The sequence below is a fragment of the Collimonas sp. NPDC087041 genome, from assembly GCF_044745265.1.
Classification (GTDB): Bacteria; Pseudomonadota; Gammaproteobacteria; order Burkholderiales; family Burkholderiaceae_D; genus Collimonas.
In genome coordinates this window covers 287,994-305,538 of the sequence record NZ_JBIUZX010000001.1, presented here as the reverse complement: position 1 = coordinate 305,538, position 17,545 = coordinate 287,994, and the positions used below count along the sequence as shown (strand labels likewise).

General features: G+C 58.5%; 12 protein-coding genes. 5 read left to right on the top strand and 7 right to left on the bottom strand.

The features are described 5' to 3' along the window. Positions 1-77: 77 nt before the first annotated feature. The 3 genes from ACIPF8_RS01380 to ACIPF8_RS01370 form a co-directional block, all read right to left on the bottom strand. Positions 78-902, bottom strand: a complete 825-nt coding sequence (locus ACIPF8_RS01380) for a peptidyl-prolyl cis-trans isomerase (RefSeq protein WP_400417008.1) — start codon at positions 900-902, stop codon at positions 78-80. A gap of 96 nt (positions 903-998) precedes the next feature. Continuing rightward, the gene (locus ACIPF8_RS01375) at positions 999-2,786 is read right to left on the bottom strand and encodes a ShlB/FhaC/HecB family hemolysin secretion/activation protein (RefSeq protein WP_400416695.1); all 1,788 of its coding nucleotides are present in this window, start codon (positions 2,784-2,786) and stop codon (positions 999-1,001) included. 6 nt (positions 2,787-2,792) lie between these two features. After that, positions 2,793-5,384 carry a filamentous hemagglutinin N-terminal domain-containing protein gene (locus tag ACIPF8_RS01370; protein WP_400416693.1) on the bottom strand — a complete coding sequence of 864 codons (2,592 nt, stop codon included), beginning with the start codon at positions 5,382-5,384 and terminating at the stop codon, positions 2,793-2,795. A gap of 364 nt (positions 5,385-5,748) precedes the next feature. Here ACIPF8_RS01370 and ACIPF8_RS01365 point away from each other — a divergent pair, with 364 nt between their 5' ends. The 3 genes from ACIPF8_RS01365 (at position 5,749) to ACIPF8_RS01355 (ending at position 7,884) form a co-directional block, all read left to right on the top strand. Continuing rightward, positions 5,749-6,114, top strand: coding sequence for a DUF2946 domain-containing protein (locus ACIPF8_RS01365; protein WP_400416691.1), 366 nt, complete (start codon positions 5,749-5,751; stop codon positions 6,112-6,114). 173 nt (positions 6,115-6,287) lie between these two features. Further along, on the top strand, positions 6,288-7,325 hold the full coding sequence (locus ACIPF8_RS01360) for a transporter (RefSeq protein ID WP_400417007.1): 1,038 nt from the start codon (positions 6,288-6,290) through the stop codon (positions 7,323-7,325). Then, positions 7,315-7,884: a peroxiredoxin family protein gene (locus tag ACIPF8_RS01355; RefSeq protein ID WP_400416689.1), complete on the top strand. Its 570-nt coding sequence runs from the start codon at positions 7,315-7,317 to the stop codon at positions 7,882-7,884. Before ACIPF8_RS01360 ends, ACIPF8_RS01355 begins: the two co-directional genes overlap by 11 nt. 6 nt (positions 7,885-7,890) lie before the next feature. On the opposite strand, the gene ACIPF8_RS01350 is transcribed toward ACIPF8_RS01355, so the two are convergent. From ACIPF8_RS01350 to ACIPF8_RS01340, 3 genes are read right to left on the bottom strand one after another with little or no spacing between them, the layout of a single operon-like run. Further along, positions 7,891-9,336, bottom strand: a complete 1,446-nt coding sequence (locus tag ACIPF8_RS01350) for an efflux transporter outer membrane subunit (protein ID WP_400416687.1) — start codon at positions 9,334-9,336, stop codon at positions 7,891-7,893. Then, complete coding sequence (locus ACIPF8_RS01345) at positions 9,333-10,592, bottom strand: efflux RND transporter periplasmic adaptor subunit (protein WP_400416685.1); 1,260 nt, start codon at positions 10,590-10,592, stop codon at positions 9,333-9,335. The genes ACIPF8_RS01350 and ACIPF8_RS01345 overlap by 4 nt, the downstream gene beginning before the upstream one ends. Position 10,593: 1 nt before the next feature. Then, on the bottom strand, positions 10,594-13,812 hold the full coding sequence (locus ACIPF8_RS01340) for an efflux RND transporter permease subunit (protein WP_400416683.1): 3,219 nt from the start codon (positions 13,810-13,812) through the stop codon (positions 10,594-10,596). Between the two features lie 547 nt (positions 13,813-14,359). Between ACIPF8_RS01340 and ACIPF8_RS01335 the strand changes: the two genes are divergently transcribed. Together ACIPF8_RS01335 and ACIPF8_RS01330 are read left to right on the top strand one after the other, a co-directional pair. Further along, positions 14,360-15,100: an SDR family NAD(P)-dependent oxidoreductase gene (locus ACIPF8_RS01335; RefSeq protein WP_400416681.1), complete on the top strand. Its 741-nt coding sequence runs from the start codon at positions 14,360-14,362 to the stop codon at positions 15,098-15,100. Positions 15,101-15,181: 81 nt separating this feature from the next. Then, entirely contained in the window at positions 15,182-16,597 is a 1,416-nt protein-coding gene (locus ACIPF8_RS01330; RefSeq protein ID WP_400416679.1) for an aminotransferase class I/II-fold pyridoxal phosphate-dependent enzyme, read from the top strand. A 47-nt stretch (positions 16,598-16,644) separates the two neighbouring features. Here the strand turns inward: ACIPF8_RS01330 and ACIPF8_RS01325 are convergent, their stop codons facing one another. Then, entirely contained in the window at positions 16,645-17,541 is an 897-nt protein-coding gene (locus tag ACIPF8_RS01325) for a dienelactone hydrolase family protein (protein WP_400416677.1), read from the bottom strand. Between the last annotated feature and the right edge of the window lie 4 nt (positions 17,542-17,545).

Genomic DNA, 17,545 nt, shown 5'->3' with positions numbered 1-17,545 from the left:
TTCCCTGATTTTTTATTTTTTACGCTATGACTGCGACGACAAAAATCACAACGTTCCAACTACGGTATTACCTACACTTACTGTTCGATCTTGGCCTGCTTGACCAGATTGCTGACAACGCCAATCGTGGCTTTTTCAAGTGCCGTGACTTCCTGCTGCTGCCGCAGCACCGCTTTCACGTCGTCATATTTCGGCACTTGCGTCGGACGGACCTGTTCAAGTTTGAGGATGAAGTACGTGTTGTTCCAATTCACCGGCGTCGGCGTCAACCCGCCTACCGGCAGCCCTACCAACGCCTGGGCAATCGGCAACGGCAGATTCTGCGTATGCCCTTCTTGTGCCGGGGTCTTGAAACTGATCCAGTCAAGTTCACCACCGCGTACCTTGTTTTGCGCCAGGCTCACCTGTTGCGCCAATTGACCGAAATCTGCGCCAGCCTTCAATTTGGCCAATGCGTCGGCAGCCGTGGCGGCATCGCCCACCTGAATCAGCCGCGACTTGTATTCCTTGTCGCCCAAGCTAGCCACGATACTGTCGAACTGCGCCTGCACTTGCTGTTCGGTGACAGGTGCCGGCTTGATTACGTCGCGCAAATACAGTTGCGTAATGGCCGCATCCTTGGCCTCTTGCATGGCTTGCTTGACCTCAGGGCGACTGTCATAAATGTGCTTTTTTTCTGCTTCCTGGCGGAACAATTCCCGCGATACCAATTGGCTTTTCAACGCAGCCCGCAAATTCAGGCTATCGGGCAAACCGGATTGCTGAACCGCACGTAGCAACTGCGCTTCAGTTATCGCTACATTGTTGACCTTGGCGATCACGCCAGGCCCCAGATTGCTGGCCGGCGCGGCGACACTCGCCGGTGCAGTTGCAGTTTGCGCATGCGCAATCGGTGCGGCCATCGCGGCAGCGAGGCTGCATGCAACGAACAGTGGCTGCAGTTGGCGGTATGTGGATGCGTAAGACATGGCTTTTCCTCTTTGCTTTGAATGACGGAATCAATATGACCAGTTCAAACTGGCGAGTAACAAGGTGCTCTTAGGTGGCAATCCATCGGGTTGCGCCAATGCACGGCCCAACAGGACTTCACCTGTCAGCCGGTGCTTGCCAAACACGGCTTGCATGCGTGTTCCAAATCCGGCACCGACAAGTTGCTGGTACGCTCTCTGCGCAATCAGCTCGGTCCGCCCCATATCGAGGAACACATAGGGTTCGAAGTGCACGCCGGCAAATTCGGGCGCGTTGACCCACGCCACGTCATTACGTAACGTCAGGCCGCGATCTCCGCTGCTGCCGCCGCCTTCCTGAAATCCGCGCACAGATGACATGCCCCCGGCAAAAATCTGTTCCGATCCGAACAAGGCTTGCTTGCTCCACTGCGCATTAAGTTGTGCGCGCCAGTTCCATGCGGTCGAGCCGAGTTTTCCCATGGGCAGCGATAGGGTTGCCGTGGCGTCGATCTTGGTGAACTGACTGTGTGCGTCGCCGCTGGCGATACCGGGAGCGTCACTGCTGGCATCCAACGCACGCAATCCCTGCGAGACACCGGCATCCAGCGTCCAACTTGCCTGTTGGTCATTAAAGGCAAACCGATGCAAGGTATTTGCAGCAATGCGCAATACGGTTAATTGCTGTGGGTCGAGTTCAAAGTCATTGACATTGCGCTCGACCTTGCGCCTTGACAGTGTCACATCCATGGCGTTTTTTACCGCCTGGCTACGCGACAGAACGTAGTTCCAGCCAAAGGTATGGCTGGTGCTATTGCCATACAAAAGTGCCGTGCTGCCGACCAGGTTTTGATATTCGGAGATCGCACCGGTATAGCTGAACGTGCTGTAGCCAATCGGAAGCGTCACAGAACCGACCAGCGCATTGGTATCAAGGCTACCGCTGTAGCTGATGGAGAACATCTCTTGTAGACCAAGCAGGTTGTCAGCCTCTGCAATCAGATTTGTTCGCACCAATCCGGTCTGGTTGCTGCCATAGTTATCCACTCCGGCGGTGTACCAGAAGCGATCGCCAGGTTGATTATTAAGGGCAACAATGGAGCTGCCAGGCGTTGTTCCTGGCAGGATTTGCATTTCAGCCCTGTTGCGGCGCAGACGGTTGATTTGCTCGACACCCTGCTCCAGATCGGTCAGGTTGAGGGTTTCGCCAACTGCCGTGGGCATGGCCAACAACACGCCGCGATCGGTCAGCCAGCCACCGCCCTGCAACGGACCGGATGCCGCATAGCCCTTTACCGTCGATAACGGCATACCGTTGAGTTTGATTTCCTCGATCTTGCCTGGAATAACGGTGATGATCAGTTTGCCATCCTTGAGATTTTGTTCTCCCAGGTAGGCACGCGTCGTAATCAGCCCGCGCGCGACAAACGCCTCAGTCAAACGACGCAGCAGCAGATTGATACGATTGCTGCCCAAGTGCTTGCCGATGAACGGACGGGTGATCTCCTCCACTTGCGCCGTCGGCAGCACAGTATTGCCGACCAGATCGATGCGATCTATCTTGAACGTCGGTTCAACATCGGGCAGCGATTCAATATCCACCCCGGCCGGCAGCGTTTGCGGCGGCGGCTGAGCGACGGTAATCTGCGGCGGCGGCTGATTCAATGCGCGCTCACGCTCGCGGTCCCTCTGCTCCTGCAGCAAGCGTTGAGCCGGATCTTGTTCAATCCTTGGCGCCTGTTGCGCCCACGCCGACTGCATGCTGACCGAGCCGACGAATAATAGTGCTGTCGCCAGCATAGATGACCGCAAACGCGGATAAAAAACGTATCGCATCATTTGCCTTTAATGCCACAACCAGCTGATCAGGCCGAGATGACGGTTAATCGTAACGGGATCGTTTTGCGGATTCTTTAGAGTTAGGACGCCACCTGACGCGGTGACGCCGCCGGCGCCGTTAAACGAACCGCCATCGATGATTTCCTGGCCGTTGATGACGATCTTGCCGACATTCGCCATCCAGCTGCCACCGACATCCATTGCATAAAGTTGCGCCCAGGTGTCGCCGAACCAGGACTTGAATCCTTTCCCCTGCTCATAGGCCCGGTAGCCAAGCACACCTTGCGCCAGCACCGTCGGTGCAGTCACGGTCAGGTTGCCGCCTGCCGCGGTGACCGTGCCGCCGATATTGCTGGCCGTAGTTCCGGCAGTAATCTGGATATTATTGCCAGCACTGATGTTGCCGCCGACGCTTTGCACCGTGCTTGATGCACTGCTGTGGCAAATGAACAGACAGCTGCGCTGAAATTGCGCTTGCCCGGAAAACAGGGCTGCATTCTGGAAAGACTGGGTTGCATTGATAGTGATATTGCCGGCGTCGTTGGCAAGAATCACGCCGCCAAGATTAAGCACATTACGGCCGCTGATAGTGGTTCCCGCATAAGAAACCAAATAGGACAATTGATCAGGCCTGTCCAGTTGACCGTAGTCGACAGAAAAATTATTCGTGCTCTTGGTCAGGAAGAGCCAGCGTGTACCTTGACTCTGGCTGCTCTGCGGCTGTTCGTTATTGCTACCGGTTTGCTTGTCAACGATGTTGCTGACGTCGCCCAGTGCGCTGATGTACAACGCGTTGTTGGTCAGGATACGGCCGTAGTGATTGACGATATTGCCGTTGGCTTTCAAGTTCACATCGTCGCTCACGCCAAATACCGCTGCCAGCGTGTTCGTGTCCGGCGACTGGTTCAGGATGTTGCCAGCCGCCATCAGCGTGACAGCTCCTAACGAAGCAGTATTCGCAGCGTTTCGCATTTTTCCCTGAATCAGGCTTCCGCTGTTCGAGATATCGGCGCTGCTATTAATGACCACGCCGCCGTTGCTAGCCACAGCGGTGGAACCGGATGCGCCATCATTTTTCAAGGCAAAACCGGCGCTGTTGGTCACAAGGTCGGTTGCCGCCAGCAGATCGGAGCCGGTAACGCTGATCGCTCCAGTTGCTGTCACCATCACCGCACCGCCGGCCGATTGCAACCCGGCCCTTTGCACGCTGCTACCATCCGGGCTATGTAACGCTGCCAGCGTCAGGCTGGAGACATCAACCAGGCTGCCCGCCGTACCATTGACCTGGGCGCCGGACATTTGTAATGCTCCGGACGAAGTAATGCCAACTGTGCCACCGTTCGAGTTGACTTGCGTCGGCGCTGCCGCCTGACCGTTCCAACCAGATATCAGGTTGACGCTGTCGGCGTTGATCAACACATTCTGAGCCGCATTCAAGGTGCTGGCGTTGACTTGCAGCGCGTGTCCCTGATTGAACACACCGATGCCGCCGGTAGCAGTCAAATTGCTATTGGCTATGGTCGTATCGGTTGTCGTTGCGGCACCTTGGACACCGAGCAGAATATTGCCGGCTTGGGTGATTTTCGGACTGCCGGCGGTGACCGTGGCATTCGCCAATTGCACCGAACTGGAACGAATGTCGACGTTACCGCCAGCGCTTAACGACGGATTACCATTCATGCCGCTTGCGACATTCAAGCCGGGTGCCGCCACGATCAGGTTGCCGGCAGCGGCGATGCTGCCGCCAGCGAGCTGAATATCGCCACTGGCAGAAACAGAAAAATCACCGACGTTGGCGTACATTGCGCCGGCATGATGCACTCCCGCTCCCTGATCGGTGACGATCAATTCAATGCGCCCGGCGGTCAAACTACCCAGCGGCGTGATGTCTATCGCCGTCACGGCGTTCTTGGTATTCGGAGAGGTGTAGTTGATCCACGGTGTCAGATTATCGGTTGGGGAAACACTGCTATCGATCTCTGCATGGCTATCGCCGGCGACGGCACGAATCCCGGCAGAACTACCGCTGAAGGAGTTAGCTACCGGCCCATTCACTACCAGGCTCTTGGCAATCAACTCCAGATTCAGCATCGCGCCGCTCAATCCCTCCGGGCCGATGACGATCTGGCCCTGGCTGGTATTCAACACAATATTGCGCTGGGTCAGGCCAGGTGCGGGAATGAAATCGTTGAACGATACCTGCCCCGTAGTCAAAGCAACGTTGCCGGTGTTGACGAACGATCCGCCATTCACCGTAATCCCGTTGGGATTAGCCAGAATCACGTTGGCGCGCGGCCCCAGAACCGTGATATCGCCCTGAATCAGGCTCGGATTGGTGCTGGTCACTTGATTGACGATGTTGCGGGCATTGACGCCGACGTTGTTGAGACTGGCGCCAGCCTGACCAACATTGAACTGACTGTAGGTGTTATGGGAAACGCCCGACACCGCGGGCGCGATATTGACTGTTTGCCTGCCGTTGCCGGCAGTGTTGACGGTGGTTGCGGTGCCGCCATCGCTGACGATGCCAGCAGCCCAGCTCAGCCCCGATGTTCCTAGCCACAAACTGATCAACAGTGCGATTGGCTTTCGTTGCAAACGTAAATGCCTTACCGATACCAACGGATGGTTGTTTGTGAACTCCGCAGACTTCCCCATTTGTTGCCTTCTTTATTATTTCCCCGAGGCAGGATTTTACAAAACGACATTATGTTCTCCTAAAGAAATCTTTGGAAAAGAGAAATATTTTTCATCATGTAACAAATTGTTGCTCATTTACATCAGTAATTTTCCATGCGGCAATCATTTGCCAGCCACCTCACCAATACCAATACGCCTTTGTATCGCCGAATGCTCCTCTAAAAAAATCCAACTCCAGGCGATAAACATTCCATGCGCAATCCACGACCGATTCCTTAACGAATCGGCGTAAAATCCCTACAGACATTTTTTCCCAACAGATATGAAGCTCCGAATTCACAAGCACGCTGTCGCATGGCTTGGCCTGGTTGCCATGCTGCTTGTCGTCTTTGCGCCGCTGACATGTCAGCTGATTGCCTCGGCGCGCGCCAAGGAACCGGTTGAGATCGTTTGCTCTTCTGTCGTCCATGAACATTCCGCCGCCAGCCATTCCGGGTCGCATGACCAGATGGATGCCTGCGGTTATTGCAGTTTCTTTTCGCACCATGTCGCCGCCACCATCGTCGCACCGCCCCAGGCTTTGACGGATGCGGTGTTCGTTGCTCCCCGCATCTCGGAGCCGGTCGCCTTCGTTCCGATTTTCACCTTCCCATCCGGGCGCCCGCGCGACCCTCCCTTCGTTTCCTGATTCGTCTGTTCCTGTCCGCTCCCTGATTCGCGGCGTCTTCATGGCGATGTGACAAGGAGCGGCCTTTTGCCTGGCAAAATTTACAGAAAACCAATGCGTATCGACGTCCAAGATGGACGCATGCGCGCATTTTTGTATGAATCGGAGAAATGATGTTGATGAATAAAGGCGCAATGCTGCGCTATGCGCTGCCGTTGGCGGCGAGCGTGTTCTTGCCCGGCGCTGCCTACGCATGCGCCACCTGCGGTTGCTCATTGAGCACCGACGCGGCGACCGGTTACTCGGCCGAGCCTGGCTGGAGCATCAGTTTGGGATACAACTTTATCAACCAGAATCAATTGCGCTATGGTTCCAGCGCAGTGCCGAATACGCGGCCGGCCAGCATCAACGACGCCGGCGGTGAGCAGGAAGTGGAAAAGCAAACGATCAATCGCTATATCAACCTGGGCATCAACTACGCGCCGAACGCCAACTGGAATTTCGGTGCGATCATTCCTTACATTGATCGCAGCCACACTACTTACGGCAATGCCACCAGCGACCAGCTCAACCCGTCGAATGTCAGCGGCGTCAACAGCAGCGGCCTGGGCGACATCAAATTGCTGGCCAGTTACCAGGGATTCTTGCCGACGCATAATCTGGGCGTGCAGTTCGGCATCAAACTGCCGACCGGGAATTACGGCGGACAGAATGTCCTCACCGGCGCGACCGTCGGGCGTAATCCGGTGTTCTTTTCAAGCGGCCCCAACGCCAGTGCCGGCCAGGCGCTCGACACCAGCCTGCAGCCAGGCACCGGCAGCACCGACCTGATTCTTGGCGCTTACTATTTCCAGCCGATCAGCCAGGATTTCGACGCTTTCATCAATGGCCAGTTCCAGGCAGCGGTCATGACGAAACTCGACCAGGTTGGCAGCGACTATCGTCCCGGCAATACCAGCACCGTGAGTTTTGGTTTGCGCTATGAAGCCAATCCAGACGTGGTGCCGCAACTGCAAGTCAACATTTCCCGCAAGAGCGCCGACCAGGGTGCGCTGGCCGATACCACCGATACCGCCGGCACCGTCGCCTATCTCAGTCCTGGCGTGACGTTCAGCGTGTTGAAGAACACGCATGTCTATGCCTTCGTGCAGCGCGCCATTTATAGCCGACTCGATGGCTACCAGGTGTTTCCGCGCTGGACCGGCAACGTGGGTGTCAGCTATGCGTTCTGATTTCAAAAACATGTCGCTCGTCCCTGCCCTGGCTTTTACGGGACGTCGTCACTGGCTGCGTGCCGCCCTGGCCTGCTGGCTTGGGCTAAGCATTTTCGGCTGGTCGCCCATGGCCAACGCGAATAACCTGGAAGTCGGCAAAGCGGCGCCGCAGCTGATCCTCCACACATTGGACGGACGCAGTATCGACAGCCGCGATCTCAAGGGCAAAGTAGTGATCCTGACTTTCTGGGCGACCTGGTGCGGACCATGCCGCGAGGAGCTGCCGCTGCTCTCGGCTTATGCCGCGCGCCACACCAAGCAGGGCCTCGAAGTATTGGGGTTCAGCCTGGACAGTCCGGACGATTTGGCGGAAGTGAAAAAAGTCGCGGCCAGCCTGAGTTTCCCGGTTGGCTTACTGGGCAATCCTTGGGCGGGCGACTATGGGCGCATCTGGCATATTCCAGTCAACTTCACCATCGACCGTGACGGGGTACTGGTCGACAATGGCTGGAAAGACAAGGAGCCGGTCTGGACCGCTGAACGGCTGGAACGGATCGTCACACCGCTGCTGCGCTAGTGCATCTTACTTTGCAACCTGCATGACATCACCCTGCCAGCCGCCGCCCAGCGCCTTGACCAGGTAGACCGCGGTCAGCATCTGCTGGCCGTTGATCTGCACGGCCTGGCGCTGGTTGGTCAGCAACGACTGCTGTGCGGTGATGACGTCGAGATAAGTATCGAGACCGCCGGTATAGCGATCGTTGGCAAGATCGAGCACGCGTTGCGAACTGCGCACGCTGGCTTCGGCCTGTTTGCCGGCGCGGCCGAGTATCGCCAGGCCGTCGATCCCGTCTTCGACTTCCTGCATGGCGACCAGCACGGTTTGCCGGTAATTGGCCACCGAGGCCGTGTACGAAGCTTCGGCGATCTTGACAGTAGCGCGGGTCTTGCCGGCATCGAACAGTGTTTGTGTCAGGGACGCGCCAAGTGACCACAGCAGGCTGGGCGCACTCAGCAGGTTGCCGATCTGGTTGCTGTCCCAGCCGCCGTTTGGCTGCAACAGGATGGTCGGGAAGTAAGCGGCGCGCGCCACGCCGATGCCGGCATTGGCGGCAGCCATTGCGCGTTCGGCGGAAGCCACATCGGGGCGGCGCTGCAACACATCGGATGGCAGGCCGACCGGCAACGACGCCAGGACCGGTTTGGTCAGCGTCGGCTCCAGCTTGAATTGCGGGGCTGGCGTGCCGGTCATGGTGGCCAGCGCGTGTTCGTATTGCATGCGCTGGTTCTGCAATAGTTCCAGCTGGGTCCGATTGGTGTCGAGCAGCGCTTGCTGTTGCGCCAGATCCAGGCCCGAGGCGATGCCAAGATCGTGGCGCGCAGTGATGAATTCCAAGGCCTTTTCTTGCAATCCGATACCCTGCCGCACGACATCGATTTCCGCATCGAGCTCACGCAGGTTGAAATAATCGGCGGCCAGTTCCGACAACAGCACCAGCCGCGCATTTTCGAAATCGGCGGCGGCCTGCTCGGACGAGGCACGCGCCTCTTCCACGGTACGCCGCACCCGCCCAAACAAGTCGGCTTCATAATTGACTGCAAAGCCAAGCTGGAAATTGTTTTGCACGGTCGACTGGTTCGGCGTGCCATAGGCGCTCAGTGGCCGGTTGGCTGATATCTTTTCGCGGGCAGCGCCGGCCTGCAGGCTAACCTGCGGAAACAGTCCAGCGCTACTCACCGTAACCTGCTGGCGGGCCTGTTCAAGGCGCGTGGCGGCGATGCGCAAAGTCTGATTCTGCGCCAAGGCCTGCTGCGCCAATTGATTCAAGCGCTCGTCCTGGAAAGATTCCCACCAGTTGCCCTTCAATGCGCCATCGTTGGGTGTGGCTTCGTGAAATGGCGCCTCGAATTGCCAGGCCGCAGGCATCTCGATATCCGGCTTCTTGTAATCCGGACCGCTGGCGCAGCCCGCCAGCAAGGTGGCAACGCCAAGCGATGCGAGCAATGCTGAGCGGCGCGCGGGTTTCATGATTTGGCTTTCGCCGCAGCCGCAGCTGCAGCCGGCGCAGCTGCCTTCGGCGGCACAATGCTCACGGCGTCGTTGTCGGCCAGGGAGTCCGGCGGGTTCAGCACCAGCTTGTCTGCAGTGCTGATACCGCTCAGGATTTCCAGCGAATTGCCGAGATCATGACCGATGACGATCGGATGGAGTTTGATCTTCCCATTGCCGTCGACCACCGCAATGCGCGTGCCTTCAGGCCGGAACAAAATCACGTTCGACGGCACGATCAACACATCGGATGTACCGCTGACCGGCAACGCCACCTGTACATAAGCGCCAGCCAACAAGGCGTGCTCCTGGTTCGGCAGGTTGATCTCCATCTGCATGGTGCGGGTAGCGACGTCGATTGCGCCGGCAGTACGCACCACGGTGCCGTGGAATACCTGGCCGGGCAGCTCGGTTTGCCTGACATCGACCGGATCGCCGACCTTGATACGTTGCGCATAAGCTTGCGGAACATACACATATACCCGTAGCCGGTCGACCTGCGCCAACGAAAACAATGCCCGTCCGGCGCCGCCGTTGCCGGCATCGATCAGATCACCGACATCGACGCTGCGGCGCGTCACCACACCGGCAAACGGCGCAATCACCTTCTTGAAGCCTTCCAGCTTTTGCAGGCGCCGCACATTGGCGTCAGCGGCTGCCAGGTTGGCTTGCGCCTGCGTGTAGGCGCTGCTGCGCTCATTGAGCTCCTGCTGCGTTACCGCATCTTTCTTGCGCAACGCTTCCCAACGTTCGGCGGAGGTCTTGGCCAGGTCCAGGCTGGAGGCAGCCTGGTCGCGTGCAGCGATGGCCTGCGACAATTGCTGGTCGACTTCGGGCGTATCGATATCGGCCAACAACTCGCCTCTGGCGACGCTGGCGCCGATATCTTTATACCAGCGCAAGAGGTAGCCGCTGCTGCGCGCATAAATCGTTGATTCGATGATGCCCTGCAAGGTGCCAGGCAAGGTGACGGGTTCGCTGCTGGCAGCTTGTTTGGCGTTGGTTGTGGTCACGTACAGCCGGGCATTCTCGCCGATCGATGCATTCAGCGTGCGTGCGTGGGCAAAACGCATTACAACCGTGACAACAGCCCCCAGCAGCAGCAAGACAAGAATGCAAGCGACAACCAAGCGGGCGCGCTTCAGGATCGCCGCGCGCGGATAATGTGGCGCTTGTGTCGCGGAAGCTGTCTCGGCGCCATGGATTCCGAGTGCGGCGTGACGTTTTTCAGACATTTCAAATATCTCCCTCTGCTGCAGGCGATGACGAATGCGGCCGGACGGCGCTGCGCGCTGCATTGCGGCGCGCCAAATGACGATGGATGCCGGCGAATACGACCGGAACGAAAAACAAGGTGGAGACCGTCGCAAACAGCAGGCCGCCGATCACCGCCCGGCCGAGCGGCGCATTCTGTTCCGCGCCTTCGCCAAAGCCGATCGCCATCGGGATCATGCCGATGATCATCGCCAGCGCCGTCATCAGCACCGGCCGGATGCGGGTGGCGCCGGCTTCCAGTGCCGCCGATAGTGGCGGCACGCCTTCGTCCAACCGTTTGCGCGCGAACGACACCATCAGGATGCTGTTGGCGGTGGCCACGCCCATGGTCATGATGGCCCCGGTCAGGGCTGGCACGCTAAGCGTGGTGCCGGTCAGGAACAGCATCCAGGCAATGCCCGCCAGCGCCGCCGGCAACGCGGTGATGATGATGAACGGATCAACCCAGGATTGGAAATTGACGACGATCAGAAGATAGACCAGCACAACCGCCATCAACAAGCCGATGCCCAAGCCGATGAATGACGATTTCATGGTATCCACCTGGCCGCGTATCACGATGTGCGTCCCGCGCGGCAAGCTTGGCCGCAGCTGGTCGACCAGCTTTTCAACATCGCCGGATACGCCGCCCAGGTCACGCCCTCCCGCGCTGACATACAGATCGACCACCGGCGTGACGTTGTAATGCGAGACATCGGCCAATTGCTGTGCCGGCGCAACCTGTACCAGGTTACTGAGCAGCTGGGTTGGCGCCGCGCCATTTGCAAGGCCCGACGCTCCCGAGTTGGCACTGACCGGCGTGCGCAGCAATGCATCCAGGTTATCGACCTGGTATTGCGGCGTCTGCACCGCAATGTTGTACACCACGCCATTGGCTGGATTGAGCCAGAACGCCGGCGCGGTCTGGAAGCTGCCGGACAACGACACCAGCACATTCTGGGCAACGTCGACCGGATTCAGGCCAAGCTGCTTGATTTGCACCCGCTCCATGTTCAGGGCCAGCGTCGGCTGGTTGAGCCGTTGCAGGATATGGACATCAACCGTACCAGGAACCTGTTTGACCTGCTTCATCAACTTGCTGGCAAAGGCGTAGTTGGTCGCCACGTCGGCGCCGCTGATCTGCACGTCAAGCGCTGCAGGCAAACCGAAATTGAGGATCTGGGTGACGATGTCGGCCGGCTGGAAAAAGAATTCCATGCCCGGAAAACGGCGCGGCAGTTCATGCCGCAACTTGTCTACGTAAATGGCGGTGGCGCGATGACCTTCGTTCAACGGGATCTGGATTTCGCCGTCCAGCGTGCCGATGGTGCCGGCATTGCTATAAGAGAGATTAATACCGCTATACGGCAAACCCAGGTTGTCCAGGATCGGCCCCAGATCCTTGGCCGGAATGATTTCGCGGATCACTTTTTCGACTTCGTCGGCGAGGCGCGCGGTTTCTTCGATACGGGTACCGGTTGGCGCCCGCATGTGCAAGCGGATCTGGCCGGCATCGACGCTTGGAAAGAAATCACGGCCCGAAAAGAACACCAGGCCACAGGACAGCACGCAAAATCCCAAAAACAATCCGCCGAACACTTTGCGGCGGGTCAACAACGACGCCAGGATAACGATATAACCGCCGCGGAATTTCTCAAAGCCGGCGTCGAATCTGCGATACATCCGTTGCAACAGGCTCGGCTTGGCGTTGGGATCGACATGCGAGTTATCCATCATCAGCATCACCATGGTTGGCACCAATGTGCGCGACAGCACATACGACGCCAGCATCGCAAACACCACCGCCTCCGCCAACGGCACGAACAGGTAGCGCGCCACGCCGGTGAGGAAGAACATCGGCACGAAGACGATACAGATACACAGCGTGGAGACAAACGCCGGCACTGCGATTTCACCGGCGCCCTCCAGGATCGCCTTGTGCAAGTCGGAGCCCTGGTGCAAATGGCGTTCGATGTTTTCGATGGTGACCGTGGCGTCATCGACCAGGATCCCGACCGCCAGCGCCAATCCGCCCAGGGTCATGATGTTGATGGTTTCGCCCAGTGCATACAGCACCAGGATCGACGACAGGATAGACAGCGGAATCGACACGGCAATGATGCAGGTGCTCCGCCAGTTACCCAGGAACACCAGGATCATCGCAGCGGTCAGGCAAGCGGCAATCAACGCTTCATGAATCACGCCGCTGATGGCCGCCTTGACGAACAGTGACTGATCGAACAACGGCGTGATCTTCAAATCTTCCGGCAGCGATTGCAAAGCGACGGGAAGTATCGCACGCAAGGTGCTGACGATATCCAATGTCGACGAACCGCCGTTCTTGAGCACTGAAATCAGCACGCCGCGCTCACCGTTCTGGCGCACGATATTCGTTTGTGGCGTAAAGCCGTCGCGCACCCTTGCCACTTCGGAAAGATAAGTGGTGGCGCCGCTGCGGTTCAGCACCGGGATATTGTTCAAGCCGGCAATCGTATCCGGCGAACCATTCATGCTGACGTTGAACTCGGTGACGCCGATCTTGGCCGTGCCGGATGGCAGGATCAGGTTTTGCGCGTTGACGGCATTCACCACATCGGTCGGCGTCAGGCCTTTTGACAACATCGCCTTGGTATCGAGGTCGACTGAAATCACGCGCGATTTGCCGCCATACGGATACGGTATGGCGGCGCCCGGTACGGTGATCAGTTGCGGCCGCAGGAAATTGAGCGCGACATCACCCAGCGCCTGTTCGGTCATGGTTGGACTGGACAGTGCCAGCTGGATCACCGGGATGCTGGACGCCGAGTACTTGATGATCAGCGGCGGCGTGATGCCGGGCGGGAGTTGGCGCAATTGCGCCTGCTCGACGGCAACCACCTGGGCAATCGCGGTCTGGATATTGGCGGTCGGCTGGAAGAAAATCTTGATGATCGAGATGCCGGCCAGCGATTGCGACTCGATGTGTTCGATGTCGTTGACCGTTGTGGTCAGGCCGCGTTCGTTGCTGGCGGCGATGCGCTGTCCCATGTCCTGGGCCGACAAACCGTTGTAGTTCCAGATGATGCTGATGACCGGGATATTAATTTCCGGGAAAATATCGGTCGCCATCTTGAACAGCACTATGGGCGTCGCCAGCAGGATCAGCAGCGCCATCACGATGAACGTGTAGGGCCGCCGCAGCGCTATTTGAACGATCCACATAGTAGACAAGCCCTACACCGGTTATCGGTGTTGTTAGAGATGAGCGCATGACATCAATATCGGGCACGCCATGCCCAACGCCTATCATAGCGGAACATGCCCGGCTTTATGCAGGGTTCGGCACGGTCAAAATGAAACAAACAAGCTACCCGGCAAAGGCGTGATACATCGTGTTTCTTTAAGATACTTTGCCGTCGCGCCAGTGCAGAATTGAGTCGCAATTCGTCCCGACCGCATGCAACCCATTTTTGCAACGCATGGCACGACGGCCCTGGTCGGCAACTTGCCTACTTCCATTTCTACGACGGTGACGGCTCAATTGCCCGTCAAATCGTGATTATCAGTCCCAACAAAAACCTATCAATCTTGACAGGTGGAAATATTTTAAAGCCGACCTAAGCTGTAAAAGACCCAGTTTGCCCAGCCAATCGCTCCTTTGTTAGCGAAGCATACCCACGAAAATTCATGCATGTGATGCGCCGCACGATTAACGCGGCGCATTTTCTATTCTTCCACAAAAAAATGCAGGCAACGAGGAGTAACGACAATGGCAAATCTGATCGGCAAGGTTGCATTGATTACCGGCGGCAGCCGCGGCATCGGCGCGGCAATCGCCCGGCGGCTGGCAAAGGATGGCGCAAATGTGGCGTTCACATACGTCAGTCAACCCGACAAGGCTGCGGCGGTAGCCAAGGACATTGCCGCATCGGGCAGAGAGGCAATCGCGATCCACGCTGACGCCGCCTCCCCGATCGCCATCAGGGAAGCCGTCAGCCAGGTCATGCACCAATTTGGACGGCTGGATATCCTCGTCAACAACGCTGGCATCCTGGAAGCCGCACCCTTGCCCGACTTGGCCCTGGAGGCGCTGGACCGGCTCATCAACATCAATATCCGTGGTGTGTTCACCGCCTGCCAGGAAGCTGCCAAGGTGATGGAAAAAGGCAGCCGTATAGTGAACATCGGCAGCGTCAGCGGCGTACGGGCCGGAATGGTCGGCATGACCGGCTATGCGATGACCAAGAGTGCGCTGATTGGCCTGACAAAAGGCATGGCCTGGGACCTGGGGAAACTGGGAATCACGGTCAATGTGATACAGCCGGGGCCAATCGAAACCGACATGAATCCGCGCGACACGCCATGGGCTGATCAGCTCGTCGGCATGCTCGCCGTACCGCGTTACGGCCAGCCCGATGAAATCGCGGCTGGCGTTGCCTATCTGGTGTCGCCTGAAGCCGCGTTCGTCACCGGCTCGGCATTGACCATCGATGGCGGCTTTCTGAGTTGAGCAACTCGATCCCGACGCCGATCGACCAACATCTTCCGTTGTTATTCATTTTGATCCACTGCCTGCGAAAAGGAGCTGCAAATGGAACAGGAATTGACCTTGGATGCCGACACCCCGGTTATCGATACCCCAGATGCGGCCACCGCCCCCGCAGATAATTTTTTCGCGCGCAGCGCGCGCGGCATGGCGGACAGTTACAGCAAGGCGGCCGAAGCAGGCGCGGATCTGTCGCGGCTGCGCGTTGATTCGGTCGGCCCCAAAGGTGCGTGGGTGCGGCACCTGACGTCGCCGGGCTTTCCACTGCATACGGCTACCACCATCAGAAACGCCCACGGCGAACTGTCACATGCCGATGGCGTATTCGTGCTCTGCGGCTGCGCTTACCTGAGCGCCTCGTTCTGGCCGGAAACCATCGCCGCCGCGCATCGCGCCATCGACTCGCACGGCGTCGGCTCCTACGATTCGGCGCCGCTATCGGGCGAAACCCTGCATCACGAACACGTCAAGGAAGAATTGCTCAAGCTGTACCGTCCCAACGGCGGCGGGGCCGCATTCCTGACCATCAGCGCCAGCATGGCGAATATCACCGCGGTGCCGATGCTGGTCGGCCGGGGCGACACCATCTTTGCCGATGCCGAAAGCCACATGACGCTGATGCAGGGTTTTACGGCCTCGCAAGCGCGCGTGCTGCGCTTCAAACATGGCGACATGCAGGAACTGGAACGAAAACTGATTGAGTTCGACCGCAACGATCCGCAAAGAGTGCGCCGCAGGTTGCTGGTCAGCGACGGCATCTTCAGCATGAGCGGCCATGTCTGCAACCTGCCGAAACTGGTGGAACTGGCGCGCCGCTACCAATGCCGTCTGCTGATAGACGAAGCACATGCGTTGGGCGCACTCGGCCCGTCCGGGCGCGGGACGGCAGACCATTGGAACATGGACCCGGCCTGCATCGACGTCATCACCGGCACGCTGGCGAAAGCGGTTGGCGCGCAAGGCGGTTATATCATCTGCAACGCGTCGCTGGCCGCAGAGGCAAGCTATGAATACACGACCAATCGCGTATTCTCATCCGGCGTCCCGGCCTCGATCGCCGCCGCCGCGACCGAGGTGCTACGGCAAATGAACGCCGCCACGCCTGCCTCAATAGCGAGCTCTACCGGCAACACCTTCAGCAGCATGTATCACAAGCAGCGCCGCAACATGGAGATCCTGCGCGGCTACCTGCGTCAGCTTCAGGAACTGGGAATCGAAACCGAGCCGGACTTTGCGCCCGGCGCAGTGCAGCGCATCGTCGTCGGCAACGAACAGGCCCTGTTCGAGATACAAAAGCGACTCTATCAGCACGGCGTATACGTGCTCGGACTGGTGTATCCGGTAGTGCCGCAGGGGCGCGACCAGATACGCCTAACCGTGATGCCGGTGATCTCGGAAGCAGAGATGCATCAATGCGGCAAGGCGATCGTTGAGGTGTGCCGATCCGTGTTGCACGGTTGACGCCACCTGGCCGAAAGACGGCTCTTGCTGGACTATCTGCCGTCGTTTCAAGGAACGTTATCGAGCAACCCGGCGGCGCGACGCATCACGTCGTCCTTGGCCTTGCGGTTGGCCTCGACGGCCTGGCGCTTGTCGCCGGGGTCGTCGAAATCGTGTGTAGCGCCGTCGTACCAGGTCACATCAAGCTGACCCGGTGTGGCGTCGGTGCGGCTCAAAACGTTACGGCAAATCACCGGTGAAACTTCTTCATCGGCAGAGCCGAGAAATACCCATACTTTGCTATCGACCTGGTAATGCTGCGACAACAGCGCACGCGGACCGCAGCCCGGATAAAACACCAGCGCGGCGCGAAAGCCTGGCCGATCTTCGCCGGCTCCAGCCAAGGCCTGCCGATACATGACGTTGAGTGCGGTGCTGCCGCCGTTCGACCAGCCTTGCAGCATCACGCGATTGGGCTGCACGTCGCTACGCGTTAGCAAATAAGCGAGCGCAGCCTCCGCATCCAACGGCCGCACCGTGCGCTCATTGACCTCGCTCCTGTCAGGGTCGTCGTGCGTACCCCGACCATAACCATGTGCGCGTCCGCGCGGCCCAAAGCTGTCCACATGCAATGCGAGATAGCCGTGCTGCGCCCAGTACGTCCCCCACATCATGTGCCGCTTGGACAAGCCAGCGGCGTCGCAGGCCGAAACTTGCCCGCGCGCCACCGAGCTGCAAGCGGCATTGACATTGGCCGAATAAGGGCCAGCCCGGCCATGCAGCATGACAATCGCAGGATGCGGGCCGGCTCCTTGCGGAACGAAAAGATAGCCGACCAATTCGGTCTTGCCGTCAGCGGCAGGAAAGTAAACCGTCTGAGGCGTCTCGCCCCATGCCGCCAATGGCAGCCACACGGCAAGCAGCCAAAGCAAGCCGATGCAAACGGGCCGGACGGCAGTCTTCATGGTT